The 25,044-nt window shown below is 51.1% G+C and carries 22 protein-coding genes; 5 read left to right on the forward strand and 17 right to left on the reverse strand.

Going from position 1 to position 25,044, the window contains the following annotated elements; all coding sequences use genetic code 11:
* Window positions 1-218: 218 nt before the first annotated feature.
* From O3303_RS06250 to O3303_RS06260, 3 genes are all read right to left on the reverse strand, one after another.
* Window positions 219-4,004 (reverse strand): hypothetical protein, encoded by a 3,786-nt coding sequence (locus tag O3303_RS06250; RefSeq protein WP_269561205.1) that lies wholly within the window; start codon window positions 4,002-4,004, stop codon window positions 219-221.
* 97 nt (window positions 4,005-4,101) lie between these two features.
* Window positions 4,102-7,689 carry a hypothetical protein gene (locus O3303_RS06255; protein WP_269561206.1) on the reverse strand — a complete coding sequence of 1,196 codons (3,588 nt, stop codon included), beginning with the start codon at window positions 7,687-7,689 and terminating at the stop codon, window positions 4,102-4,104.
* Window positions 7,690-7,773: 84 nt separating this feature from the next.
* Window positions 7,774-10,878 carry a tape measure protein gene (locus tag O3303_RS06260; protein ID WP_269561207.1) on the reverse strand — a complete coding sequence of 1,035 codons (3,105 nt, stop codon included), beginning with the start codon at window positions 10,876-10,878 and terminating at the stop codon, window positions 7,774-7,776.
* A 125-nt stretch (window positions 10,879-11,003) separates the two neighbouring features.
* Here O3303_RS06260 and O3303_RS06265 point away from each other — a divergent pair, with 125 nt between their 5' ends.
* Window positions 11,004-11,162 carry a hypothetical protein gene (locus tag O3303_RS06265; protein WP_269561208.1) on the forward strand — a complete coding sequence of 53 codons (159 nt, stop codon included), beginning with the start codon at window positions 11,004-11,006 and terminating at the stop codon, window positions 11,160-11,162.
* Window positions 11,163-11,573: 411 nt separating this feature from the next.
* Here O3303_RS06265 and O3303_RS06270 read toward each other — a convergent pair whose 3' ends face one another.
* The 6 genes from O3303_RS06270 to O3303_RS06295 are packed head-to-tail and all read right to left on the reverse strand — an operon-like array spanning window position 11,574 to window position 13,926.
* Complete coding sequence (locus O3303_RS06270; RefSeq protein ID WP_269561209.1) at window positions 11,574-11,921, reverse strand: hypothetical protein; 348 nt, start codon at window positions 11,919-11,921, stop codon at window positions 11,574-11,576.
* 23 nt (window positions 11,922-11,944) lie between these two features.
* Window positions 11,945-12,364, reverse strand: coding sequence for a hypothetical protein (locus O3303_RS06275; protein WP_269561210.1), 420 nt, complete (start codon window positions 12,362-12,364; stop codon window positions 11,945-11,947).
* Window positions 12,365-12,367: 3 nt separating this feature from the next.
* Window positions 12,368-12,811 carry a DUF3168 domain-containing protein gene (locus O3303_RS06280; protein WP_269561211.1) on the reverse strand — a complete coding sequence of 148 codons (444 nt, stop codon included), beginning with the start codon at window positions 12,809-12,811 and terminating at the stop codon, window positions 12,368-12,370.
* 3 nt (window positions 12,812-12,814) lie between these two features.
* Window positions 12,815-13,165 (reverse strand): HK97-gp10 family putative phage morphogenesis protein, encoded by a 351-nt coding sequence (locus O3303_RS06285; protein WP_350356612.1) that lies wholly within the window; start codon window positions 13,163-13,165, stop codon window positions 12,815-12,817.
* On the reverse strand, window positions 13,162-13,485 hold the full coding sequence (locus O3303_RS06290; protein WP_269561213.1) for a phage head closure protein: 324 nt from the start codon (window positions 13,483-13,485) through the stop codon (window positions 13,162-13,164). The genes O3303_RS06285 and O3303_RS06290 overlap by 4 nt, the downstream gene beginning before the upstream one ends.
* A 6-nt stretch (window positions 13,486-13,491) precedes the next feature.
* Entirely contained in the window at window positions 13,492-13,926 is a 435-nt protein-coding gene (locus tag O3303_RS06295) for a head-tail connector protein (RefSeq protein ID WP_269561214.1), read from the reverse strand.
* A 348-nt stretch (window positions 13,927-14,274) separates the two neighbouring features.
* Between O3303_RS06295 and O3303_RS06300 the strand changes: the two genes are divergently transcribed.
* Window positions 14,275-14,688: a hypothetical protein gene (locus O3303_RS06300; protein WP_269561215.1), complete on the forward strand. Its 414-nt coding sequence runs from the start codon at window positions 14,275-14,277 to the stop codon at window positions 14,686-14,688.
* 119 nt (window positions 14,689-14,807) lie between these two features.
* Here O3303_RS06300 and O3303_RS06305 read toward each other — a convergent pair whose 3' ends face one another.
* Genes O3303_RS06305 through O3303_RS06315 form a run of 3 tightly spaced genes read right to left on the reverse strand, consistent with a single transcriptional unit; the run spans window position 14,808 to window position 16,876 of the window.
* A complete protein-coding gene (locus O3303_RS06305) occupies window positions 14,808-15,014 on the reverse strand; it encodes a hypothetical protein (protein ID WP_269561216.1) in 207 nt (68 codons plus the stop codon).
* A gap of 29 nt (window positions 15,015-15,043) precedes the next feature.
* Window positions 15,044-16,192 (reverse strand): phage major capsid protein, encoded by a 1,149-nt coding sequence (locus O3303_RS06310; RefSeq protein WP_269561217.1) that lies wholly within the window; start codon window positions 16,190-16,192, stop codon window positions 15,044-15,046.
* Window positions 16,193-16,876 (reverse strand): HK97 family phage prohead protease, encoded by a 684-nt coding sequence (locus O3303_RS06315; RefSeq protein ID WP_269561218.1) that lies wholly within the window; start codon window positions 16,874-16,876, stop codon window positions 16,193-16,195.
* Window positions 16,877-17,066: 190 nt separating this feature from the next.
* On the opposite strand from O3303_RS06315, the gene O3303_RS06320 reads away from it, so the two are divergent.
* Window positions 17,067-17,951: an HNH endonuclease family protein gene (locus tag O3303_RS06320; RefSeq protein WP_269561219.1), complete on the forward strand. Its 885-nt coding sequence runs from the start codon at window positions 17,067-17,069 to the stop codon at window positions 17,949-17,951.
* Between the two features lie 88 nt (window positions 17,952-18,039).
* Here O3303_RS06320 and O3303_RS06325 read toward each other — a convergent pair whose 3' ends face one another.
* Window positions 18,040-18,408, reverse strand: coding sequence for a hypothetical protein (locus tag O3303_RS06325; RefSeq protein ID WP_269561220.1), 369 nt, complete (start codon window positions 18,406-18,408; stop codon window positions 18,040-18,042).
* A 73-nt stretch (window positions 18,409-18,481) separates the two neighbouring features.
* On the opposite strand from O3303_RS06325, the gene O3303_RS06330 reads away from it, so the two are divergent.
* Window positions 18,482-18,676, forward strand: a complete 195-nt coding sequence (locus tag O3303_RS06330; protein ID WP_269561221.1) for a hypothetical protein — start codon at window positions 18,482-18,484, stop codon at window positions 18,674-18,676.
* A 782-nt stretch (window positions 18,677-19,458) separates the two neighbouring features.
* Here the strand turns inward: O3303_RS06330 and O3303_RS06335 are convergent.
* Window positions 19,459-20,022: a hypothetical protein gene (locus O3303_RS06335; RefSeq protein ID WP_269561222.1), complete on the reverse strand. Its 564-nt coding sequence runs from the start codon at window positions 20,020-20,022 to the stop codon at window positions 19,459-19,461.
* A 158-nt stretch (window positions 20,023-20,180) separates the two neighbouring features.
* Between O3303_RS06335 and O3303_RS06340 the strand changes: the two genes are divergently transcribed.
* Window positions 20,181-20,480: a hypothetical protein gene (locus tag O3303_RS06340; RefSeq protein WP_269561223.1), complete on the forward strand. Its 300-nt coding sequence runs from the start codon at window positions 20,181-20,183 to the stop codon at window positions 20,478-20,480.
* 83 nt (window positions 20,481-20,563) lie between these two features.
* Here the strand turns inward: O3303_RS06340 and O3303_RS06345 are convergent, their stop codons facing one another.
* From O3303_RS06345 to O3303_RS06355, 3 genes are all read right to left on the reverse strand, one after another.
* Window positions 20,564-21,022, reverse strand: a complete 459-nt coding sequence (locus tag O3303_RS06345) for a DUF8426 domain-containing protein (protein ID WP_269561224.1) — start codon at window positions 21,020-21,022, stop codon at window positions 20,564-20,566.
* A gap of 116 nt (window positions 21,023-21,138) precedes the next feature.
* Window positions 21,139-22,662 (reverse strand): hypothetical protein, encoded by a 1,524-nt coding sequence (locus tag O3303_RS06350; protein WP_269561225.1) that lies wholly within the window; start codon window positions 22,660-22,662, stop codon window positions 21,139-21,141.
* A gap of 815 nt (window positions 22,663-23,477) precedes the next feature.
* Window positions 23,478-24,215, reverse strand: a complete 738-nt coding sequence (locus tag O3303_RS06355) for a hypothetical protein (protein WP_269561226.1) — start codon at window positions 24,213-24,215, stop codon at window positions 23,478-23,480.
* Between the last annotated feature and the right edge of the window lie 829 nt (window positions 24,216-25,044).

Genomic DNA, 25,044 nt, shown 5'->3' on the forward strand with positions numbered 1-25,044 from the left:
TTATCGAAGAAATAGAGCCCTACCGCAATAGCTAAGAAGCACAAGAGCATAACGTAGTTTGCCGTGTATGTTCCACCTTCAAAAAGCAGCTCCACAAGCATACTAAAGAGCACGTTCAGAGTCAGCAAGGCAAAGAATAGGATTGTGCAGGCCGTGCCGGTACTGTGCTGCGGGAATAGGGTTTTGATGAATCGCATGCCTATCTATCCCCCGTTCCCTTACAAGATGATTAAGCGGGCCAGCTTTATCGATCCGGCCGAGCCGTTAGACATCCGCAGGTACACCCGGTACGTGGTGCCGTCAACCAGGGTCAATGCGGCACTTCGGCTTCTGCCGTACACCTGATCCGCGTTTTGTGCGAAGCCCGTTACGGGATTTCCTGCCAAGTCGTAGAGCGACATCCGCAGGGCTGATGTGAACGAGTCGCTACGGCCAACCATTTCCAGGTACACGCTTCGGCCAGCCGGCAGGTAGGCGGCATTCCACAGGAAATCCGTACCGTCGATTAGCGTGTCCGTCGCCGTGCTGCAGTACAGGGGAGTGGCCTGGAAACCGATCAGCGGAATGACCGAAGCCTGTGAGGCGGCCGTTACGCTGGCCCAGGCTCCATCGCCCCGCAGGTAAGTCGTTGCGGAACGGGTACCCGTGGCCGAGAGCTTATCCACGGTGATGGTGGAGGCACCAAAACGGGCGGCAGCAAGCGTACCGGAGTTAATCTGCGAAGCTGGCAAGGAAGGAATTCGAGCCGTAGCAAACGTGCCTGTAGTGATAGTGCCCGCGTCCTGCGTGCCCGTATGGTTGGCCCGGTTCAGCACCGAGGCCCGGTAGGTGGCATCCAGCTTGCCGGACAGAATGGAGTTATCGGCGATCTTTTCGTTGGTGATGCCTAGATTCTGCAGCTTGTTGGTCGTGACGTTGCCATCGGCGATATGCGCTGACAGTATTCGGTTATCGTTGTGATAGAACAGCAGGTTGCCGCTGCCGTCCAGTGCAGCTCGCATGTCCGCATCATTGCTATTGACTACCGCTTGCACACTGGCGCCAGTAATTGTAACTGAACCTGAACCGGCACTTTCCAGTGTATCGATACGGGCATCCATAGCAGCATCCGCCGCGTCCACGTAGCTCTGCGCGACGCCAGCACTCGCCACCGGCCGCTCATCCACAAGCGTGACGCAATCGATGTCCCCAACGATTGTCGTGCTACCACGCAGAATCACGGTAGTTCCCTGCACGGCCACCACGCCTGGCGTGCCCAAGACGCTGTAGTTCGTTAATTCCACTACCTGTCCAGCTTCCTTGGTGGAACGGATAAGTGGGAAATTGCCGGGTGTCCGGGTGGTGGAGTATGCCACGCCGTTACGCAGGGTGAGCTTGCTGTTTGGCTGCTCCACCGTCGCCTTTGAACTGTCGTTCAGCAGCAGGTTGCCTTCATACTCAATGGTCCCTCCAGTGAAGACGCCTAGGGTGGTGGAGGTGCCGCTGGCTTGCACGAAGCAGTGCTTTGCCACGATCCTGCCGGTGCCCGCCTGCCGGATGGCCCGGCCCCCGCTTGCACCAGCAAAGGTGACGTTTTTCAGCAGCACCGTGCTGGTGTTCGTGATCATCAGGATGCCATACGCGCCGCTTTCCTTTACCAGAAGCGTCATGTTTTCTACCGTCAGGTCCACGTTTTCCTGGTCGGAGTAGATGGCACTGGCAAAATTCGTGTTCAGGTACGCCAGCGAGCCGCCACCATTGATGATCGTCTTACCGGTTGGCAGACGGAACAGAGGGCCGGTGGTGGCCTCAGAGCCAATGGCGTAGCTGTTGGTGTTCAGCGTCACGCCGGCCGGCAGGGCAAAATTGACTTCCGTCCCGCCGGGCAGCGGCGTGATGGCGCTGGCGATGTTGACGGTATCGCCGGGCTGCGAAGCATCCAGCGCCTGCTGCCAGGTAGCGTAGAAAATCCGGGTGCGGTCTAGCTTAACGATGTTGGCATAATTGCTCGTGCTAAGGTCTATGCCGCTGACGACGGATTCCAAGTCATCCACCCGGCCATCAAGGGCCGCGTCGCCTGCCACGCGGGCAGAAATCTCTGCGTTCAGTTCAGCCTGAGTAACGTCTCCGGTTGGTACAGGTGAAGTTTCCAATGCATCGATACGGGCATCCAGAGCAGCGTCGGCAATATCTACATAATCCTTACTGGCGGATTCAGCATTCGGACGCAGGTCAATAATGGTGGCGAACCCCGGCCCAACACCAAAACTGCCGCTGAACGAACGAGTGCTGCCTTCTAGCAGGATAGTACCGTCTCCGACATTCCAGCCGTTGGCGTCATTAATGATGCAGTCCACAATGCGCAGGAAACACCCCGCCTCCACCTTCACTTTCGAGAAGAAGGTACAGCCATCGATACGTGGGGTCTGGTAGTTATTAGCCCCATAAGCAGAGCGCACATAGCCGGACCAGTAGTTCTCAATCTTGAGGTCACGCAGCACGGTTTGTGGTGCTAGATTAAGGTCGAATCCCTGATTAGTATCGAAGCTACCCAGGCGGAAATAGCGCATATTGCCAAGCAGCGTCGTGCCTTGACGCAGGTTGATGGTGCCGGTTGAATCGTAAACCGTGTTTACCTCAATCAGCCCGTGATTGCCGACAAAATCGGCTGCCAAGTGAACCCGGTCAGCCGCTGGGTCAGCCGCAGTGCCCTCGTACACTTCCCCACTCAGCTTACGGGCAAAGATTTTACGGCGCGAATCTCCGATCCGAGGGTCTTGATTAGTAACAAATCTATTCGCGGCAGAAGGTGTGCCATTAGTGCCGCTCAGCGCATTCTGCTGGTCTGGTGTGAGTAGCGTACCTGGCTCCTGCCCTTCCAGCACATCAATACGGGCATCTAAGGCAGCATCGGCTGTATCTACATACTGCTGCGTCACATCGCCGGCACCGTTGACTTTAAGCCAATACAGGTTCGTGGCCGTCGGAGCGACCTGACTATTCTGGATGTTCTGCTTGGCACTGAACACGTTGCCGCCGCTACTCACTAACTGGCCCTTGATATAGGAGCCAGGAACCCATTCAGAAACCACTGCCACAATGTCGTCGATACGACCAGTAAGCGAGGCATCCAGCACTGCTATCTCTATTCGTAGTGTATCTACGTCATCCTCCACTACGCCGAGGCGATTTTGAAGAACTGTATCATCATAGACGTAAGCGCCACCACCGCCACCGGACAGAAACTCCCAGTCCTCTTCAGACGGCGCTGGTGGCAACTCAGAAATAACCGATACGAAGGTGCCGGCGATATCATGTTTAGCTCGTAGCAGCTGCCCCTGATAGACGACTACTTCATGCTTCTTGTAGCTTCCCTCCAACCAATCCTTAATCTTCACCAGTCCGGCCGGATTCACTTCGCGCCAGTTCTCATCTGTTGAAAGCCCTGTTGGAACAGGAATCTGATTGTCTGAAAACTCGCTCTTCACCAGTTCCTTACGGGCCACGAACAGACGCAGGAACGTGTCAACAACGAACTTGACCGTGTCGCCCTCGTCGTAACTGGCTTGGAATGGGTTGAAGTCTACAATGCCTTTCACCTGATCCTCCAGGCTGTCCTTCTCTACCCACTTGGCCGTGATGCGATCGCCAACAAATGTTCCGTCCAGCCAGACGGTGAGCGGGCCGGTCTGGCTATAAACCAGGATATATTCCTTACCTGGAAATTCCGCCTTGCAGATAGTGCCGAGGCAGAGAAAGGCAGGATTGAGGCTCACCAATGTTGAGTCACCCTCTCGGTACCCCACATGGTTCGCATCATAGAAGCGCACCATCTTATAGCCCGACTTGGCATTATTAGCACCCGGTAAGTTGTTGGCGACCGTCTGCACCAGGGTAGGCACCGACACTCTGAAATTCTCGTCGCTGACGCTGCTCTCTACCTCAATGATCTTGTCAATGAGTTGCGCCTCCTGGTTGATGGCGTTGAGGTCTTTAATTCTGTATTTATTCTGCTCGATTGGCATAGACTAGTTCCTTGATTACAGTCTATGTATCGTGGCGGTGCAAACGCTAAAAGCCCCATAAGACTAGCTCATGGGGCTTTTCAGATCATCTAAAGCATCAGGATTGACGAGCGATCCGGTAGCCTTCTATTCCATTCTTGAAGCTGATTCGATAGCCCTGATCGGTGCCTTTAGAGGCGCTACGAACTCTATCCGGCAGCTCAGGCTCTACATCCCCGTAGTTACCGGAAGCCAGTCTGCGAACCGTGATCTGGGCTGTACCCTTGCGCTCCTTCTTGAAGCAGGAGATGACCAGGAATCGGCCATCTATGTCCTCTGGCATATCCAACATGAGCCCAATTCTTAGGAAGTCGATACCAGGGCCACGCACTTCGCCGGTTACCTCGGAATTAGGAAAGGCTCTGAGCGCCATCCTGTCTTGCACGGCATTATCGAGCAGCGGGGTATACGCTGGATAAGCAGGTCTTTTCCAACCGGTGGTCGCTCTGAAATCCACCAGCGAAACGGCATGTCGCCACGCGTACACATCCATTCTTTTAGGTGGTAGCGCCTGACCAGCCGCTCCAGGCAAACGGGGAAGATCAGCGTGCACCAGTTGTAAATCTTCCAGGCGAATGCCGGTCTGTACGGGATTAGTGACTTCGAAATAGTCTTGCTTCTGCTCACTCCAATCGACCAAGCCAGGCTGTATGGCAATGGCAATGCTGTTGACCCGGACGCTGCCCGTTCCCTGCACGGCCACCGGAGCCAGCAGGCGCACCCGCACCGAGGTTCCTGGCAGACCAGTGAGTAGCGGCAGGCTGTATTCCTTCCACTTGTCCTGGCTGGACAATTCCACCTCGATAGGCTGACCATACGGACTACCATCGCAGAGTACCTGAAAGTAGAGGCTTACCAATACCGGTTCCGGGTTGTTAGTAACAGGGTCTACGATAGCTTTGAAACGGATAATCATACCGTCCTCGTCCTGACCAGTGAGGTGCGGCACAGGAGGCGAAAGCAGATAGTTGTCGGGGCTGATGGCGCTGCTGTAACCACTGAATTGCACCGCATACTCCTTGGCTTTCTCCCCTTTGGCGCGGGCTGTAGCAAGGGCACCGTTCATAGTCCAGTAGAGCGGTCGCACATTGCTACCATCCCACTCCACGAAGTCACCGTTGCGAAACAGGTTTTCCTCTAGCTGTAGGTCTACCACTGCCTTACCGATCTGAGCAGCGGCTACCACGGTATGCGTCTGACTGCTATTGATCCAGTATAGCTCCCGTTCACCCGTTGCAAACTTGGATTCCAGGATGCGTAGCGGCACGGAACCCGTATCGACGTTCAGCAATCGCTGCCCAGCCGGTGACCATACGCGCGTTTCAAAGCCTTCATACACCTCGTTCAAGGATATTATTTTCCAGTAGCCATCCGCCTGAAACATCATGGCATTGAACAAACGTAGGAGGTTATCCAACACGGTACGAACGTCGATAATGTCCTCGTCGGCAATGACCTTTTCATCCTTCTTATTGTAGGCATTACGATGCACGTAGGCTTCCGCTAACGGGTCTGCATCTGCCGCCATCAGGCGGTCACGCAGGTTCACGCCGCAGAAAACAGGCAGATTTACATCACAATAGGACAGACACTTGAGAACGATGGAAAGCATGCTGGTGCGCCCCACCTGCCGTTCACGCAAGTGGTTGACGAACTTGGTATTCTTGAGCTGACCCAAACCATCGGTGGCCGTGATGGTCACCTTCTGCCCTGCTCCTAGCAGTTTTTCCGTGTAGCTGGTGGCATCGATGTACCCCCTGAACTGCAAGCGGCCATCACGATAGTAATCGACTCGGTGGTTGCGGTCATCCTTCTTGATCGTATCCAGAAATTGCTGGGCCAAGTCGGTGTAGACGTTGAAATCGAGGTTGGCCCCTACCGCTTCCGGAAGGTATCCGGCAGGACTTCCACCGCTATCCCAGCTCAGCATGACCGGGGCATCCGTACCGCAAACGCTGGTTTCTGGCCCGTTCCAATCACGCTCCAGAATGAAGATTTCCAGCGGTACCCCGACCTCATCATCGAACAAGAGCTTCCAGCGCTTGCGGTAACGGTCTTCGATAGTGAAAGTCGCCTGCACATATCGATCCTGCGCATCGTAAATGTCCATCTCGTAAGTGCCCGCGTACAGGTTTTCATAGATGCCGGTGGCATTGTCCTGCACATAGCCAGCTCGTACACCAGCGCGCAAATGGTAACGGATCGGTAGGCTAGGGCTGGTAGCGGTCACCCACACGCTACCGTTCTCTGCACCCGCCTCATCAATGTCATTCTTGATGATATCGACCACCTTCAGATCGCCTACATTGGTTTCCACTGATGGCACCGAGTCATCAAATATGATGCGGTCAGTGTCGCCGGCAATGGAAGGATTGGCGGTATGAAAGCGCACTCGGCGGGTAATGGAACCGATGGCATATTGGTCGATGACCTGGCTCTCATCGATGGCATAGTAGAAGTAATCATAGCCTTCCACCTTCTCCCAATAGTCGTTGTTGCCGCCGATGGTCGGCGCGGGTAACACGCCAGTCGGAAAGTTGCGGGATTCCAGGCGGGTTCTGGCCTTGTAGAATCCGGCCCAGTCGTGACGCATGATATCGCCCTGCTCGTAGTACCAGTAACCACCGGCAACGGGTGCGGGCGAGCTGAAGAAGGGCGAGAAGTTGTCGGGCGGGTTAGGGTACGGCTCACTGGTGGCAGTCACGCGGAACTTCACGTAGCCGACCTGATCTTGTGGCCCAAAGCTGATCTGCTTCCAATAGCCTTGTTGCACGCCGTTAGGATCTGGATAAGGCTGTTTCTGGCTACCAGTTACCTGCATGTCGCGTAGGGCTTGGAAATACCAGCGACTCTCGCCGTTGGTGCCGGCGGCGTTGGTGCCACCGTAGAGCACGATATCCCCTACTCGGTAACGAGGCGTGTATTGATAGAAGTCAGGAAAGGTGAGCGTGATAGGCGCGACTGTGTAGCCCTGCTTCGTGGTCTTATCCCACGCGTAGCCTTGTAGCGCACCAGGATTACGGCCATTGTACACGAACTCATACTTGAACCAGTGCACTGCCGAGCTACCTCCACCGCCTGTACCTGGTGCATTGCCCGCTGTCACCGTGACGGTATTGGTATTGCGCTGACAGTTGCCCGCGTCCTGTAGCTGGGCGCTGTAAGTACCCTGCGGCACGTTGCGGTAGGTGAAGGCGAAGTAGTTGGGATTTACCAATACCGTTTCCGTGGGCGCACCCAGCGTGGCGATGTAGCATTGTACCGGCGGAAACGAACTGCTAGCCTCCACTCGAATCAGTCCGTCAGCACTGGTTGTGGTAGTGGTAGGCAGCGCAAAGGCTTCGGGTGTGAAGAGGTCACACGTACCATCGCATTCTCGGCTGTCCACATCGACCGGATAGAAAGCCCCACCGGCTCCCATCGTAATCTCCCGGCGCTTACCAACGCCATTTACAGTCACACAGTAGCTTTCCAGGATAGTGCCTTCGGCTAATACGAAGTAGTTGCACGAGAAAGCACTAACCGTGACGGTATCAGTAGCATTGAGCCCTTGTTGGCTGCGACCAGTTGTGTAGTAGACATCGGTCTTGAATACGCTGTTGTCCGGCTGGTTGACGCAGTAGGTTTGGATGAGGGTTCTTGCCATAAGTATCGGGATATGGCCTATATATTCCCTCAGTGCATCCATAGAAAAAGGCTCCCAGATTACTAGGAGCCTTTTCATTTCATTCTAGCGGGTATTCGTCAGGCGGTAGCTATCGACCTGCATAACGGAGCGAAGTTGTGTGCCCTCAGCCCTCAGTTCAACTGGCAGGAACTTCACCTCGATCAGCAAATTGTTCTCCTTGGTCTTCGTGACGTTTGAGGTGGGAGTTGCGATGGCAGAAGTAGATGGCGTGCTGGATTGATTGCCGCCGGCTATTGCCTTTCCTCCGAATCCAACGAGCGTACCAGCGAGTGCCAAAGCACCACCAGCCGCTAGCTCCAATCCACCAGCCGTTACCATTGCCGCATTGCCTGTCGCAAGACCCAGCGCAACGTGACCGGCTCCCAGCAGCAACAGCTGCTTGCCGAAGTCCTTCATGAAGTTGCCGATGATGGACAAGGTCTGGCCGAAGATGCTACGCAGTCCTTCGGTAACACTCATCTGGCCAGTAATGATGTTGCCAATGCCTTCTACTATCACCAAGCCAATATCAGCCAATGCCGCCGATGCCTGAGCAGCAGCACCCGCGTACACATCGGTGAGATCGAGTTGCGACTTCAAACCAGCAACAGCATCCTGGGCTTGTCGGATCATCGCCTCACTGGCTCCGTTGGTTTGCAATTCCTTTATCGCCTGCTGGCTCCTACGAATGCGTTCCTCCAACTCATCCTGTGCTTTGCCCGATGCCAGGTCAGCGAAGTTATCGCCGCCACCTGTGAGTGAATTCCGTGCCCCTGGTGACGCGCTATTGAGTCCTTCTAGCAGATCATCAGCCGCAGCATCCCGCTTCGCCTGGGCAGCCGCTACACGCGCTTTCTCCAGCTCCTGTTGCAAGACCTTGGCATGTTCAATCTCCGCAGCCAGGAAGCGGTTGTTTTCCTCGGCACCCTTCTTGCGAAGTGCCTCTACGGCTTGAAGTGAGGTGCTGAGTTGAGCCTCCAGGATCTTGACTCTTTCCACACTCTCATCCGCATTCTTGCCGAGGGCCAGTATCTGTTCCCCGGTTGCGGTGATGGCTTCCTCGGCGTTGAGAAAGATCTGCTTGAAGTCCGCATTCTGTTTGTATTCGTTGCTCAACTCGATCAGACGCACATACTCAGCTGATGCGGCCTTGAACTGCGGCGACTGCTCCACCTTTCCGGTCTTATCGAGTTCGATGAGCTTATCCATGAAGGTCTTGTAGACCCTGGCTTTTTCCCCGGCCACGTCATATGCTTCCCCTTGGAGCTTGAACTCGTTGTTGACTTTGCGCAGGCCATCTCGGAAAGCATCCTGCGCTTTGGCAAGGTCGGATATGTCCTTTGCTGCTGATTTGGCCTCTGCCTTAGAGCCAATGCCCAACTCGTCAATCTGCCTGATCTGTTCCTGTTTAGCGGCGATGAGCTTGTTGTTGGAGGCTATCTTCTCGGCATCGTTGACAAGGCTGAGAGTGGATGTTTCCTTTTCCAGCGCCTGAATCTCCGCTTCCAGTGCCGCCCTCGAATCGAGGATGGCTTTCGCCTTCTTCTTGGCGGCGGCGAGTGCGGCAGCATCGCGCTTGTCCTCCGCATCGACGAGCGGCTTCATGCCAATGGTTGAACGGATCTTGTTCACCTCCGACAACGATTCAAGCTGTGCTTTCCGGGTGAGGTTGATCCGGTTTGTCAGTTCCTTGCGGAAGGCATCTCCCTCTTTGGTATCGGCGGATACTACCTTGTCCGGTAGCTGAATGCCCCTTGAATCGAACTGCACCGCTACCGTGACGCGCGTCTTGTTGAACTTGTCGAGCTGTGCCTGGACCTGCTTTAAGCGGGTGCTGAGGTCGTTGAAGTTCTCCGTGGCTGGCTTCAGTGCTGGTTCCGCCTTGGCTTTGGCGATGTTCTGCAGAGCTTTCAGATACGACTTCGCTTTGGTGGTGCTGATCTGCATAGCGTTGCCATACTCATCCGTGGCCGTGATGGCGCCGGGGGTAACTTCAGCAATGCGGCGAATGATGTCTTTTAGGTTTTCCTGCTCGACTGCCGTTAAGTTGGTCTTTTTGCTCAGTTCCTCATATTTGCTCAGCAACGGATTTAACTGAGAAGCCAGGTTACCGGCGGCCGTACTGGCATCGGCAAATTCATCCTGTGCTGACTTGCTGGTTGCCACGAAATAGACCAGTCCGGCCGTTACGGCTGCTATGGCAATACCGACCGGCCCAAGACCAGCCACGAGGAAGCTACCGGCACCAGAAAGAGCCTTGAAGCCGTTGACCGCTACCGGGATGGCCTGCCCGATGGCCCCGATGGAGAATAGTAAGGGCCCTGCTCCTGCCGCCACTCCGGCAAAGCCAAGGATCGTGCTCTGCGTAGCCGGATCAAGCGAGGCAAAAGCAGTTGCCATCTCGCCTACCTGTGTGCTGATCTTGTCTGCTAGAGCCTCTAAGCCGATTGCATTAGATGCCGCGTCACCGATCTTAGCCAGTGCCAACACACCAGCATCAGACATATTCTCCAACGCATTCTTCAGGCCGCCAGTCACCTTCGGCAGCTTCTCGAATTCAGTGGTTACGACCTCGATGAATTGCTGACTCGTTACGCCGAGTTTGCGAAGCCCTTCCGCGTTACTGACTCCGAATGCGGATTTCAGCACCGTTCCAATCTGTGGCAAAGCGTCCTTCAGCTGGTTCAGATCCTGCTGCATGACGTTGGTGGAGTTGTTGATCTGAGTCAGCGCAAGTGTCACTCTATCCAGCTCAACCTTGCCTTTGCCAACGGTTGCCAGAGCGCCACCGAATGCCAATAGGGTTCTTCTGGCTTGTTCGGCACTGTATCCGGCAGCCTGGAGGTTGGTCGCGCCCTGTAGCGCTTCTTTCAGTCCTAGACCAGGCAGCTTCGCTATTTCAAGCGTCTTCTTGATCTCCGCTCCTACATCACCAGCACCTTTGTAAACGGCGGCAAAGCCTTTTTCAAGTGCTTGAATATCCGCGGCTGTCTTGATGCTGGCAGCGCCTAAAAGCCCTAGCGGCAGCGTGACGTACTGCGTTAGGGAAGCACCAGTAGTTTTCGCGTAATTAGAAAGTCTTCCTAGCCCTTTCTCGGCTTTATCGATCCCCGCTTCAAAGCCATCAATGCGGGCATTTATTACAATAGCTAAATTCTCTAGATCCACGGGTATCTATCCCAGGTGGATCAGGAAGCAAACACTCAAAAAAGCCCTACCATAGCGCTCGTTCAGCAGCCCAATAATCAGGGCGTATGCTATCTTCGGCAACCATCAACCAAACCCTATCTATTATGAGCACTTACGACCCAAGACCTTCAGGTCCCGAAGACGAAGAAGACGACAACCTCGAACTCACACAGAAAGAGTGGGCTGACGAAAAGAAGGCCACAATGGATAACCTCTTTCCAGATGAGGATTCAGAAGAAGGATTTAACTGGACTCAGGATTAACACGAAAAAGCCTCTCACTAATCGGAGAGGCTTTTTCTTTGCCAGTACGCTATATCCGACCCTTGGCTTTCATCTCATCCAGGAAAGCCAAATGCACCGCTAACCTCTTCTTTTCTTGGTCCTCAGTGTCATCCGTCGGCAGGCTGATGTACTTCTGGAAGTGGATGGGCTTTTCATTCATGGAGTTGTAGACCTCGCAAGCGATTCTGCGCGTGCGGTCCCACTCGTGCCACTGCCGTTGATTGTAGCCATTGACACGGCGTTGGTATTCATTCCATGTCATTTTCCAGAAGTCTTCTTCGCGTATACCAACCTCGCCGCAGGCGTAATCTAAAATAGCGCACCAGCTTCCAAAATACTCATCCTCTGGGTCTGGTGCGCTATCGTCGGTCTCTGCGGCGTGTACGCGCCCTACTTTTTTGGCGTGTTACGCCTCATCTCCCCCATCACAGTGAAGAGCTTTGCCAACTCTTCGGTTTCGGCCATGTCCGCCCAAAACATCACGTCGTCCGCCGTAAAGTCAATCTGCTCACGCTTAAAGGTGCCATAGGCGACCAGTGCGGAGTAGAGAAGATCACACACGAAGATATTATTCTCGACAGAGTTTACGAGTGCGAATTTACCAAGCTCTTCTAGGTAGTCAGAGGGCTTGATGCCGCGATGGTCGCAGAACACCTTGCTTTGAAAAGTACCGATGTGAAAGCCTCTTTCACGGCCTCCGATCACCATAGTGCCAAATCCACGTTCCTTAGTTTCCATAAGTATAGGGCTGCTTGTTTAGCTTAGATTCCAAGTAGCAAGGGTTCAGCACCGATAAGACCGGCAGTCCAGGTCACAACGCCTGAGCCTTCAGGGATGCTGAAATCCACATTGGAGAGGTAGGCTTTCGAGCTGAACACGTACTCATCTACCCCGCCCAGCTGATATTCGATATCTACCAAAGCGCCCTGGCGCAGGGCACTATACATCTCACGAGCCGTTACGTTGGTTGCTTCTTCAGCAGTGCCGAATACACGCATAACGGCAGTCAGAGAACCATCCCACGATTCTGCGCCGGGCACCTGTTTGGTAAATCCGCCCGTAGCGGAGCAGACGACAGAAGTCATCTCGCGTTTGGTTGAAAAGGAAGCGGTCTGAGCGCAGCCGAACACCTTGTCATTTATCTTAATCACAACATTCGTTGCAAGGATTTCACTAGCCATTTATTAGTCTATTTGTTTATTTCTGAAGGCTTTGACCTTCACTTCTATATATCGAAGCACTTTCAGGGAATGGGAATCTGATTTGGCATACTTGCGGGTTCTAACCACCGTGAGTGGGTTCATCTGAAACCCTTGATCCAAGTCCAGCACCTGCCCTTCCAAGGCACTCAGGATCTGGCCGCTGATCTCCAGAGAAGGCCCATCACTCGCCACGCCATCTATCGCAAACGAGGTGATGATGGTGAACTGGAAAAAGCACTCCCAATAAGCGCAGGCCACGGCACCTGCTACCGGCAGAGTCACTATCTGATCGATAAGGATGTAAGGTGCTGCAGCTCCTGAAGGGGCATAGGCGTACAAGGGCACAGGAGCACCGTTGAGGGTGATTGAGGAGGAGTTCAGTGCGCTGAATAAGGCTTTCTGTACGATTAGGTTAGGGTCTGACATGCGTTATAATCGGAATCTCAACGCCTGTTTCAGGTTGGCTAAGAAGGCTTGTTTGTGCAGTTGGTAGGCAGGGCGCAGGAACGGTTGGGCCCTCATTCTGGAGGTTCCGAACTCTACGTGGATGGCATAGGCACTATCTGCCGACACCCTGCCTGAGAAGTTGCCGCCCAGGTTGGCATGAATGGTAGAGCGTAGAAAGCCCGTATCAACGGGCGCTAATCGCTTGGCATCACTTTCGATTTCCAGCAGCATACTGGCAATGAGGTTCTGCACTCGTTTAGGTGCGCCGACGAGGTAGGCACGGAGCTTCGTTTTAAGGTTATCCGCTCCTTCTAGTTCAACACGTACACTCACTTTACCAGGACTCCGAGGAGCTGCATTTCTGTTTTGCGCTCGTTCACCACGACGGAGTTGATGCTAATGCGCTTGCCGTTCCATTCGATCCGGCTGGTATTGCTGATCTGCTCATCGTAGCGAAGGCTGACCTTGAATGGCTGGCGGTAGGTGATCTTACCATCTATCAGATCTTCTTTGGCAGGTAGCGCCTGCACGCGTGCCCAGACGGTGAAGCTGGTTCCAACCCCACTCAAAACACGGCCTCCAAGACCATCAGATAGGGTGGCATAGGGCAGGTAGATGGCAATTTGTTCTCGGTACTTTCCGGCAGCTGGCATACCTATTTATAGCTTCCGGAAAGGAGCCAACAGTGTTTTGTAGGTGATGCCATTGCTTGGAAAGGAGCCGTTCTCACGATTCTCGTACAGGTCGCTGGCAATCTTGCAGATGGCGATCTTGACCGCCTCTGGCACCTCTGCAGGATCAACCGTTACCTGATACTTGACCGTGTAGGTGGGAAGGTTAGAGTAGTCGATAGGATAATCCCTACTGACTACTATGCCCTTCCTGTAGTTGTTGAAATAGGATGCCGCGCTAATCGCTTCATTGATGCTGGTATAGAATCCACTGACCTCTAGTATATCCTCACTAGCAATGTCTAACGGCTTATCGATTGTAAAAGTCCTCTTGACCGTCTTGCTGATAAATTCCCGGTTGCAATAGGTTTCCGCCTTTTCACGGGCGGCGGTGATGAACGCGGAAAGCAGGGCGTTTTCCATTTCACTCGCAGGGAGTCTTGCATACAGTTTGAAATAGGATAGATCTACCGGCTCCATTAATAATTGTCTTTGTTTGGTAGGTATGTATCATGAAAAAGGGTGTTGTTAAACACATAGGGGAAAACCTCCGAGTCCGTGACCGACTGGCATGGTCGCTCGTGATAAGGTATCAAAACGCTGTAACCTTTAACGAGGACCGGTGATGCTCTCATACCTAACCGGCCCGCAAGGGCAAGCCATATAGACTTAAACCATTAAAAAATGGTACATTTGAGATATATTCTTATATTGTGAAACCCTTTGCCAGGAGGGCGCAACTTACTATCCTACTCCTAAACCATCTTGCTCATGGCTGCCAAACTTCTAAGACTCCAAGCGACGCTCCGTACTTCCTCCGCTAGTGGTAGTAACCTAGATAATGACTCTAAGATGACGGTTAAAGTCCACTATATCAACCAAACAATACCGCTGGCCATTTACGATTTTATTGGGAAGGATGGGCAGGGCGGGTCCACTCGGGAAGGGGACCAGAAAATTTTTGACATTACGCTCAAAGACAGTTCCCTTACGAGAGATGGGTTGAACGGCAAAGCCGAGATTGAAATGCGAATAGATGCCGTAGGCCGGGACCATTACGCGGGCGGGGTGGCTTTTCTGTTTTTCTTCGATGACGGGTCCACGGCTCTTTTCGGCTTTGGCAACTTTGCCATCGGCACATTCCATGAATCTAATACGACCAACCAAGTCATTCGTTTTGTATAGTTTATGTGGCCCTTAGGGTGCTGTCTGTAAAGATGGAAGCTGCGCCCCTGAGTCGGAGGTGATACTCTATTTATTTGACAGCATCCGAAAAAGGGAAGCCATGTGGCTTCCCTTTTCAGTTACTTTTTCTCTACACTACGCTTCGCAGGTTTCGTTTCTCGTGCGGGCTTCAAAGGCTTCGTTTCAATCTCAACTTCGATTTCAACTCTTTCTTCTTCCACCAACCCGATTTCCTCTAGAAGCTTTGCGTTGTGGGCGTTCACGTCTTTTACGACTCCTTCTGGCCACATTTCCGACTGGAAATAGAAGGAGGTTTTAGCTTTCATTCTCATGATCCCTGTCCCCTCCATTCCACTTATACAACAGCCGCAAGTGTAGCGATAGCGCCGGCGAAGGTGCCTTTCACGAATGCGGAAGGACGTGTTACCGCCTGCAGCAAGCGCTCCTCGATTACCACCGTCACCTTGTTCAATACAAAGTCATTATCGTTGGAGTCTGTGGCTTTTACGGTTAGCGATTCTACCTGGTAGATTTCAACGCCTAGATCGAAAGCACCTACTAGGAACTCGCCTGGGTTGATGGCATCAATCTCGATAATCTCGATGCGACCAACAGCGGGCAGAACACCACTATAGAGGGTAGGCAGCAGGTAACGGCCTTCTTCGTCCTTGGTGAGTTCGAGTTCCGCAACATCATCCGGGTTCATCAGAATAGCATTAGCACGGTACATCGATCTACGAGCCTGAGCAGCCGCTACACGCAACACATCGATGTTCTGAGGGTTGGTTACTTTGATACCGTTTGCGTTGAAAGGGGCAGCCAATGGATAGATTCCTTGGATGTTGCCCGAAGTGCCGGTGCCGTAGATCAGCTGTGCATCTTCCTCGTTCAAGACCATTTCACGTCCACGACCTTGTAGCGAAGCGGCGAATGCCGGAGCATCGTGCATAAGCTCCGTCGAGAGCTTGTAGTGCATAGCAATCTTCTCAGCGGTGGCTGTTACAGCTTCGGTTGAGAAGGAAACCTTTGGCTTCATTTGGCCTTCCGCTACAATGGCAGGAGCGCCTTCAGCAGCTAGTTCACGATCATACTTCAGGTAAGGCTGCGACAATGGCGCAATGCGCATGAAATCACGAACATGCTTTGGCTTGTTCGGGAGCGCCACATAACCACTTGTCGCAATCAGCGTCTGGGAGTTGGCTACTGTGTTTCCACGCAGCATGTCTACCGATGCTTTGACATCGAGGGGAACCTCTACCGTCTGGTTGCGCTGACGGCCTTTCAAATCACCGCTCTTCGCCTCAAGCGCTACTACGAGTGCTGATTTGCCTTCTTTCTCGGTATTGAGGTTCTGCAGCTTCTGGGCAGTAGCCAACGCATCAACGGATGCCTGAACAGTCTGCAGCTTTTCATTTAGCTCGTCGCTGACACTTTTAACCTGTATGGTAACATCCTTCTTTAACTCAACTGCAATATCCTGGGCAGTTTTAACTTCATTTTCCACTTAATTTTTAGGGTACTTTTTGTTTTGATAGGCGGCATAGAACGCAGCCAGTGCCATTCCTTTTCTATCTACTTCGTTCGGCTCAGGTGCTTCCAGAGTGGTTTCTTCTTCCGGCTCAGGCGGCGTAGTGAGTGACGAATTCAATAAATCAGTCATCGCTTTATGTATATGCGCGTGTTCCAGCGCGAGTAGCTGACATGCTTCTTCCGATAGGTTTCCAGCAGCTATCGATTTGTATAATTTGTGCGAACGCTTATCGATGCTTTCGACCAGCGAAACCAGTTCGTCGGACTTGATATCGACCAGTGGGGTGTTCTCGTTTGAGCCCCACAGCACGGCAGAACATTCCAGCAGCTGAACCTCGGTGAGGATTCTGTGACCCTCCTTATCGGACTTCTTGTTGATCGTGTAGAAGCCAATAGAATGCTCGGTAACAGCGCGTTTTTGATAGCACTCCAGCAGGTCATTGCCCATCGTGGTTTCCAGAATGGAAGCCGTGACCTTCAGCCCGAAATCATCTTCTTCGAGGCCTTGAATTACTCCGACCGGTAAGAGCGTGGAATTGTGATTCCACAGGTACTTGACTCGCTTATAGTTCTCCTTGATTGTCTTGGCGAAAGCCCCTTTCTGGATGATGTCGCCATGACTATCGACGCTGCCAAAAGCCGCCGCATAGAAGGTCACGGTTCTATTGGACTCGTCGATGCTTTTGATCTCGCACGTAACTGATTTTAACTCTAACACCCCTATATACCGGGCTTTTTCACCTTTTCACGACTTATTTAAATTTTATAATTTATTAAAATAATCAAATTATTAACGCATAAAACACCCTATTTCTTCATTTTCTATCTACAGCTTCAGTAGATAGAATATGAATAACACAATTAAAGAATCCTTTATAAAATCAGTTACAGCCTCCATTGTAGAAGCCAGTAAAGAACCTGCAGCTGAAAGAACAGCAGCGACAGAAGTAATCAGAAAGGTCATTCTGAAAAACCTATCGAGGTATTACATTTTCGAGGATGGGGCTATCTACGACCGCAAAAAGAGCCGCTACCTCATGCAATACCTGTCAAGAAGAGGCTACTATGATGTGCGCGTTTATTTCGACAACGGCGACATGAAAATAGTCCGTGTGCATCGCCTTGTTGCCTTGGCTTTCTGCAAAAACGAAAAACCGGAAGAGTACAAGATCATCGATCACATTTCGGGTGTAAAGACCTGTAACCATGCCTCGAATCTGCGCTGGTGCGATCAAACGATTAACATGAGAAACACGGTCAGAAACACGGAAAGAGGGTTGAAAATCCTCGATCTGTTGGATGAAAATATGATTTCCAAAGACGACCCAATGCGTGCGATCTACTACCAGAGATTGAGTAAGGGTTGGGGTCTGAAAAAGACGCTCTCCACGCCGCTGCTTGCCGATAAAGACAGGTACACCAAGGAAGGATTAGAGGCAACCAGAATCTTAGTTGAGTCCGGCTTTACCACAGAGCACCCCGCTTATTTCACCTACCACAGAAGAGTGAAATCCGGAATGACGCTGGAAGAAGCACGTTCAATCGTGGTTGGGCGCGAGAACAAGAAAAGCGAGGAGGTCAAGCAGCTCTATGCCCTATTAGCCTCTGTCAATCTGGATAGAAGCGACAAGAGATTCACCACGTTTCTTAACAGGTTGAGAAGTGGGTGGAGCCTTGAAAGAACCTTGGAAACCCCCATTAAGAACAGGAAAAGAAGCAGCAAAGCCAATTAAGCTCCATCAAAAAAGAGACCTCACATGAGGTCTCTTTTTTGTAGTGAACAGACGCTGAACTTGCTATTATCACCTTATTTGAAGGGTATTACAAGAATTCCATGTAGCATGTCGTATCTAGCCAGCCAATGCATTTGCGTGCGGCGCCAAGGCCGCCTGAAACAGGCCTAGTCCATGGCTGGCCTCCTGTGTGTCCCCATTTTACAGGAAATCGGTCTGCGTATTTTTTCTTCGTCGCTTCGATCCAATGACCATACTGCTCTTTGATTGCAGGTTCATACTTACTGGCTGAACCACAATCTGTAACACCTTTCCACAGGAACTTCCTTGGCTCCTCGACGCGTAGAGGTATAGCTAAGCTTACAGGAGATACTCCTTCTGCTGTTTCCTCGATTGCAGGCAAAATAGCTACAGCTTCTGCTGGCTCGTTCTCGTCAAAATTCTCTAATTCTTCCATGTTTTCAGTCATTAGGCTGTTAATGTGAAAGGTGATAATGCAAAGCAATATATATAATTTATCATATTATACAATGGTACTAATTCCTGATCTAGAACATGAAGCGTTGAACCTGCTCGTCGAGCTGGATCAACCGCTTAGCTGGTTGCCGGATTTTGACTTGCAATTCAACGCCTGTGAGCTGACGCAGATGCCGGCGGCCAAGGTGCAGCAGGTGCTGGTTATTCCCACCAGAACGCACAAGAAAGAGCGCAAGCCCTTATTTTAAACACGAAAAAGCCTGCAGCGTGAACCGTTCTGCAGGCTTTTCAACGTGGGGAATTCTAATACACCTCGCTATTCAAATAGTGCTTGAAATCCCTCTAACGAGCGAATAATTCGGTAGGAATGTCCGAGCAAGTTGAGTTTGTGTTCGACAGTGAGTTGGGCTGTTGACTGGCGGCCGGACTCCGTTTTGAATTCGACAAAGAAGATGTGGCCGTGCAGCACGACGGTTACGTCAGGAACTCCTCGCAGCGCCCCACTCTCTTCGAAGTGCAACCACCTGGCGAAAGCAGCTTCGTTCGGCACACTCCAGATCAATCCTTCCGGGAATATCCTCTTAAACCACTGAACACATTCTTTCTGTATGGTATGCTCAGACTTCTTCTTGGCGGGTTTCACCTTTATCTATCCACCCAATACTGTCTTATGATGATACACTTTGCTAGTTTTGGCAACTCTATTCCACTTTGATTCTATGCCTCCAACACGTACTCAGGTCATACTCGCTAAAGAGATTATTGCCAACCTCAAATTGATCGCCATTGCCTTATGTACCGTGAGCATACTCGGAACTATTAATGATTACTTATATCCTATACCCTTCCTTACTAGCGGAAATACATTTATCAGCGTGATCTTGGCATTACCTCTGTGGAGATACCTCTTTTTGGGGCTCAGGTGGGCTTACAGAACTTCTAAGATTAACCTCTAAACGATCTGTTCGCTCCAATAAATTAGTAGCCATTTAAAATATTCAATACTGACTACGGCAAGTAGCACGCTCATCTAATCAAATACTCTGTGTGATTCTGGAAGCCCATCCATTAAGGGGCGAGAGACTTGATCAAATGAGTCGATAAACAGGCGCATACAGGCAAGGCCAGTGATGATCAGGTTGGTCAGCTCATAGTAGCGCTCCACAACCTTCACCTCAATCGTCTTAGTCCGATTGAGTTCCACTAAAAATTTTCCATTAATAGCGCGCGCCCTACCATTCTGTCCTCGCACTCTCACCAATACGTGCACAGTTGGCAGTAATGGCTCATCGTGCGTGTCTTGGGTTCGGATTTGATTAAGCAGGCCCCACACGTAGCTCTGCTCAGGCGTGAGAAAATCAGCGCGCCACCGGTCAATATACTTAGTGGCAAGGTTGTTAATTCCGTTTTCCTTCTGCCATCTCCCGTGATAGAACCTAATCTGTTGGTAGGCTTGTAGGAAAGACCAGACCGCATGTTTAAGCTTCACCTCGTCGGTGCCTCTTCTATCAGGATCAGTAGATGGTTTGATGTGCAGGGCTTCATACTCGATGATACGCCAGCTTGCTTCGGCCCAAGCGTACTTCTCTTCCATATGAGTACGAGCTGCAGAAATAAGCATAGTTGAAAAGGGTTAAATGAGTCGCACTGGTTGATATCCAACAAGAAAGTGCAAAAATAATGTTATCGATGTTGTCATCTGTCGATGGAATGTAGTGCATTTGCCCCATCCCTAACCTAAACCCCTTCATCGTGCTCAACATCGAAGCCATTACCGCCACACTTGCCAACGCCGCCAAGAACGAGCAGCGTATCGAGGAAATCCGCAAATCGTATGCAAAGGCTCAGAACGCTTTGGCCGACCTCGGTGAACTCCTCTCCGATTCCTATGTGCCTGCTGAAAAGCCGGCCAAGGTGCCGTACATCCGCCCTGCCAAACGGGCTGAACTAGACGCTAAAGCTATTCTAGGAACCGCGTCACAGGACGCCCAACAGCCAAAGCCTACTGCTGATAAGGCCAAGGTCAAAAACGCGCAGCCAGCGGCGATTTAACGCGTAATTGGAGTGCATTAAAAAGCCTCTATCATTATTGATAGAGGCTTTTTTGTGTGCGTTTGCTTTGACAATGTTGCCACTCACACTTCAAGACGGGCGAGAGTCCAGCGCTGATTTTGACCTGCAGCCCAGTCAGAGTTATTCCATAGCTCATTTGGGTCTTGCGAAGTGAATTTCACACGTCGCATATGCGGATAGCTATCCAGTGGGCTATCCTCCTCTTCACTATCCTGTTTCCAGTCGTAGTTGCCCATGACTTCCACCACTGCTCTGTTGACACCATTATGTCGGAGGATGACGAGATCTCCAATTTTCATGTGGCGGTAAAAATTCCATAAGGAAGGTCCGCCCATTTGGGCGTTGTCCAGTGTAGGATATGCCTTACTAATGGCAGCTCCAATAGCAGCAGCATTCTGGTAACCTACTTCTTGGATGTTGCCCACGGCTTCCCAGCCGATACAGATACACTCGTTTTCTCGATACCATTGGAGTGCTTCATCAGCAACTTCGTGATGGGTTATTAGGCGCCAGACGTTCATTTGATATGATAGAAAAGGTTAAGTACATCTGCAATATATGCTACTCGACTGGTGATTGCAGGAAGACGCGAAGATGCGAGCAGCGAAGCATATAGAAGCATGGCTAGTCGATAGATCTACCAAGCAATTTCAGACCCCATCGTTTCGCCAAACAGCTGATCAATTATCCACTCATTGCTCTTCACGCAATCCAAGCTCGTAGAAAGCAGGTCGCTTTCAATAGTGGGTGAAGTACCGATTTCATCACGAAATCCGTCCATCATCATCTTGCGAACTTTCTCGGTGTGTTCTTCTAGCACCACTACTGAATCATGGATGGTGGCGTGGAAAATACCGGAAGCAGTGAGCTTTGCGCTGATCTTTCCAAGTATAACCGAAGCTTCTCGACGCTGCATCAGAATCGCAAGGTCACTGTAGTCTCTCTCTTTATGATGCTCCACTTGTTTGTAGACGTTCGGGAAGCGCTGGGCGAAATAACGACCAAACGGCTGGCCGGCGGAGTGCTCGCTTTTACAGAAGAAGATTGAAGCAAAGAACTTCACCTTGAAGGCGCTGCGCTGTTCTTGAGGGTATCCTAGATCATCCATCAGCACGTTGTAGAACGTGCCGGAGCTGGTGAGGCGGATGTATTCCTGTACGTCGGCGGGTAATTCTTCTCCACGGTAGGCATCGGCCAGAAGTAGCGAGAAGATGTAGGGTTGGGAGTTGCGGATGTCCAGGTTGATGAGGCGGCTCTCGCTTTGCTGGTGGAACAGGAACTGACGCAGGTCTGATGAGAGGTTGGAGATGTTGGTGAAGATCCTGCTGGTCTTGTCGGGCTGCTCCAAGAAGAAGTCGCCTTTAGCGATCTTCTCGATTGCCATACGGTCTGCTTCGTACTGACTTAGAAGTGATGCCTTGACGAGCTGAAGTGCATTAAGACCCTCCGACTGCTTATGGCTCGTTGCCTTGCGCAACAAGTGTATAATCATAAGAGAGTATAACGCAGGGTTTGAAGTATAAGCAAGGAATATGGGTTCGTAGACCTTCTTTGTCAGCTGCTTGGATGTAGTAATATGGGCAAGTGTATAATCATAAGACAGTAATGCAGAAAGTGAAGAGTTTAGCTTCTCCTCAATGTGCCTCAGCGCTTCTTGCTTATTGATGCCGATGAGATTGAGATTCTTCCAGGTGGAATCTGCCTGCTGTTGGCTTTGATATTGGACCCTCTGCTGCTCCAACTTCTTGCCCATGATGTGAGGATTGAACACCTCACGCAGAACGGACCTGCTCATCCAATCAGGGTGAATACGGTAGCCGATGCTCTTCTGGCCGACGATGTACTGGTTATCGGACTGGATGATGCCCGCTGCTAGCAGAACATCCTTCACCTCTTTGGCATAGCGAGAACCCAGCATCTGACATAGCGTTTTCATGCTCAACGAAGCAAAGCCAAGCGGACCCAGCGTTTTGTTGAACACTCCAGCTTCAATGATCTTGTGCAGGAAGTAGTGGTACTTGTCCTGATGGTCGTTGATGTAGCGTTGCTTGTTCTTCTCGATGTGCGCGAATTGACCGCCGTACTCACGGGTGAAATCAATGGAATCGAGAATAAGCGGAATGTCGATTTTGCCGGGCACGGCAAATTGCTGTTGTATCATGGGTCATGCAGTTGTGTTTTAGGTGTCTCCGGTGTTCCACGACCGACGAATGGTGCTGCATGCTATTGTATTACCCAAAGATGGGTTGGAACGCGCGTGAGGGAAAAACATGCATTGACCACTCAACAAAACCCTCACGCGCCCCAGGTAGGAGGATGCCTGCCACATTGTTTGTATTGTATCTATTGCCTGTATGGGCAAAAAGCGCGTCGATACGAGAATATTTTCTCCTTCTTTTCAAAGGAGGCTGCAGAGCTTACTGGCGAGTGAACTCTATTTGCATAATAGCTAGGCCCAGGCGAACGCAGGATGAGCAGGCCATACAAGCAACCATTGTAGGGTGTTGCGCGCTACCAGCGGCTCGGTTTCAGACAATAGGTATTGCCGGGTTAGTGTCCCTAAAAGAAACCCCTGGCCTCACATGACCAGGGGTTTCAACTCAGAATAGAGGCTTGGGCTTGGTTATCCGTTTGCCTAGGCTTTTTCCGCATCGCCATTCTGACTCGTTCCAATGGCCTCCTTTTCTCCGCCATCGATGCATGATGGTGATATCAGGATTTAACCGACTGAAACGACCGAGTTCTCTGTCGTTGGGGATAAGGCCTTTAGTAACAAATTCAACCTTTTCACCTTGATCTATGACGCCTCGGCCAATTACATCTGAGCTGTAGATCCTGCCGAAGTTGTACACCACTATTTCACTTGCATCCCTGGTAGCTAAAGAGGATTTGGCTAGGGCTACAGCCTCTTCAGTTCCATAAAAGAGCAGAACGTTCGTGATGCTTTCTGATTTCCTCAAACTCTGCATAACGAGCTTAACTCAAAGGTTCGCGCCGCTCTACTACAGTCGAATACTTTCTGTAAAATCGGCGTAAGTCCTCAGCTGTGAGTTTTTCATCATTTATAGCGGCCTCGATTTGCTGTTTCTCATGAACCAAGAAAGTGCCTTCGTCATACATGGCCATATCCTCACGAATAATGAGAACCTCCCTAGCTCTAGGACTGATCTCTTTTGAATTCTGCTGGATTCTATTGTAGAATGCTTCGATCTGTTCTAAGCAGTGGTCATCATTGGCCGCATACTTCAGGAATGCTTCTTTTTCAACGTACAGGTACCGACCAGCTTCCATAAGTTGAGCTATCTCCTGAACACGGCGATTACGGGTTTCCTCTGGGCTGACATATTTCAGAATCGTATCAAAATATGGCTCTGGCACCTCAAACCCTATGGGGATACCATCGGGCAATTGGAATGGTGAATTGACTTCCTCAAAGCGGTAATAAAAACCGTTCTTGAGTATAGTCGACTCGTAATGCACATTGAATGCAACAATGTGACGGTGAGTTACTTTCACGCATAATCCATGGTGAATGTAAAGTGTGTCACCAACGCCCGGACGCGCTCCGAAGGACCGGAGCGTGTTTTCCAGAAACTCGTTGATCATCCACTCAATACGTGCTTTGCTACCTGGCTCTCCTGCAAGAGCATAGACGGCGCCTGGGCTTATGGCGTAAGTATGAGGTGTGTTTTTATTCCCTTGGTTCTTGGGCATAGCTCCGCCATGCAATTTGTGATTGCTCATTTTTTTGAAGTCGTTTTATGAAAGGAATGGCGATCGAATGATCACCGATACACAGAACCTTGGAGCCTGTACACAGCTCCGCCTAATAGCTCGTCAGCTTTAGACTTTTTCCGGTATCTGTTATGCTATTAAGCTGATGTCAGTTCGCCCCGTTTGAGAGCAGTTTTATCGACACTGGGACTCTAAAGAGCCGTCAACTTCAATTTGATGGAGAATCTCGCCCATGACTCTATGAAGTGATCTAGCATCATCGATACTCAACATTGTTTTCGTCACAGTTCTCATCGATGATGTGTCGGCCACAGAGGACTCAAAAAGTAAGGTTATGCTTTTTGAGTTGCCTAGTACAGAGAATTTGTCAACCCTTGTACCACGATTTAAAGGCAACAGGGTATGAGGATCGGGCATATTTCCGCCCTGCAATTCTTGCTCGGTCATTTTTTCAAAAGTAAGATTGGAGAGAAAAAACGACACCGAGTGCCGCAAACATCACATATCGAAGAGCTTGTGCACAGCTCCGCCCAGAAGCCCGCCGGCTTTGAATTTTTCCGATATGTGTTGTTGAGAAGTGCGGATTATGAGAGTGGCCTACTCCCGTAATCTGCTAAGTCCTGATCAGGAGACTATACTACCGTAACAGCGTCTAAAGGGCAAAAAGTTCCCCAGTCTGCCAAATTATCGGTTTGCTGGGAACTAAAAGCAAACAAGCAAAATCTTCTATATGACACTCAGCATCTTACAAAATACTATAGGATTAATGCTCGTCATCACTTCAAAAATTTCAACTTCGCTATGTGTA

Source organism: Hymenobacter canadensis (assembly GCF_027359925.1).
GTDB lineage: Bacteria > Bacteroidota > Bacteroidia > Cytophagales > Hymenobacteraceae > Hymenobacter > Hymenobacter canadensis.

Bases quoted from the DNA above. Each gene is read 5' to 3' on its own strand.
- O3303_RS06255 (WP_269561206.1), bottom strand. From the start codon at position 7,689: ATGGCAAGAACCCTCATCCAAACCTACTGCGTCAACCAGCCGGACAAC.
- O3303_RS06300 (WP_269561215.1), top strand. From the start codon at position 14,275: ATGGCTGCCAAACTTCTAAGACTCCAAGCGACGCTCCGTACTTCCTCC.
- O3303_RS06295 (WP_269561214.1), bottom strand. From the start codon at position 13,926: ATGGAAAACGCCCTGCTTTCCGCGTTCATCACCGCCGCCCGTGAAAAG.
- O3303_RS06290 (WP_269561213.1), bottom strand. From the start codon at position 13,485: ATGCCAGCTGCCGGAAAGTACCGAGAACAAATTGCCATCTACCTGCCC.
- O3303_RS06345 (WP_269561224.1), bottom strand. From the start codon at position 21,022: ATGAACGTCTGGCGCCTAATAACCCATCACGAAGTTGCTGATGAAGCA.
- O3303_RS06335 (WP_269561222.1), bottom strand. From the start codon at position 20,022: ATGGAAGAGAAGTACGCTTGGGCCGAAGCAAGCTGGCGTATCATCGAG.
- O3303_RS06350 (WP_269561225.1), bottom strand. From the start codon at position 22,662: ATGATACAACAGCAATTTGCCGTGCCCGGCAAAATCGACATTCCGCTT.
- O3303_RS06355 (WP_269561226.1), bottom strand. From the start codon at position 24,215: ATGCCCAAGAACCAAGGGAATAAAAACACACCTCATACTTACGCCATA.
- O3303_RS06270 (WP_269561209.1), bottom strand. From the start codon at position 11,921: ATGGAAACTAAGGAACGTGGATTTGGCACTATGGTGATCGGAGGCCGT.
- O3303_RS06325 (WP_269561220.1), bottom strand. From the start codon at position 18,408: ATGGAAGAATTAGAGAATTTTGACGAGAACGAGCCAGCAGAAGCTGTA.
- O3303_RS06275 (WP_269561210.1), bottom strand. From the start codon at position 12,364: ATGGCTAGTGAAATCCTTGCAACGAATGTTGTGATTAAGATAAATGAC.
- O3303_RS06330 (WP_269561221.1), top strand. From the start codon at position 18,482: ATGGTACTAATTCCTGATCTAGAACATGAAGCGTTGAACCTGCTCGTC.
- O3303_RS06280 (WP_269561211.1), bottom strand. From the start codon at position 12,811: ATGTCAGACCCTAACCTAATCGTACAGAAAGCCTTATTCAGCGCACTG.
- O3303_RS06265 (WP_269561208.1), top strand. From the start codon at position 11,004: ATGAGCACTTACGACCCAAGACCTTCAGGTCCCGAAGACGAAGAAGAC.
- O3303_RS06320 (WP_269561219.1), top strand. From the start codon at position 17,067: ATGAATAACACAATTAAAGAATCCTTTATAAAATCAGTTACAGCCTCC.
- O3303_RS06250 (WP_269561205.1), bottom strand. From the start codon at position 4,004: ATGCCAATCGAGCAGAATAAATACAGAATTAAAGACCTCAACGCCATC.
- O3303_RS06305 (WP_269561216.1), bottom strand. From the start codon at position 15,014: ATGAAAGCTAAAACCTCCTTCTATTTCCAGTCGGAAATGTGGCCAGAA.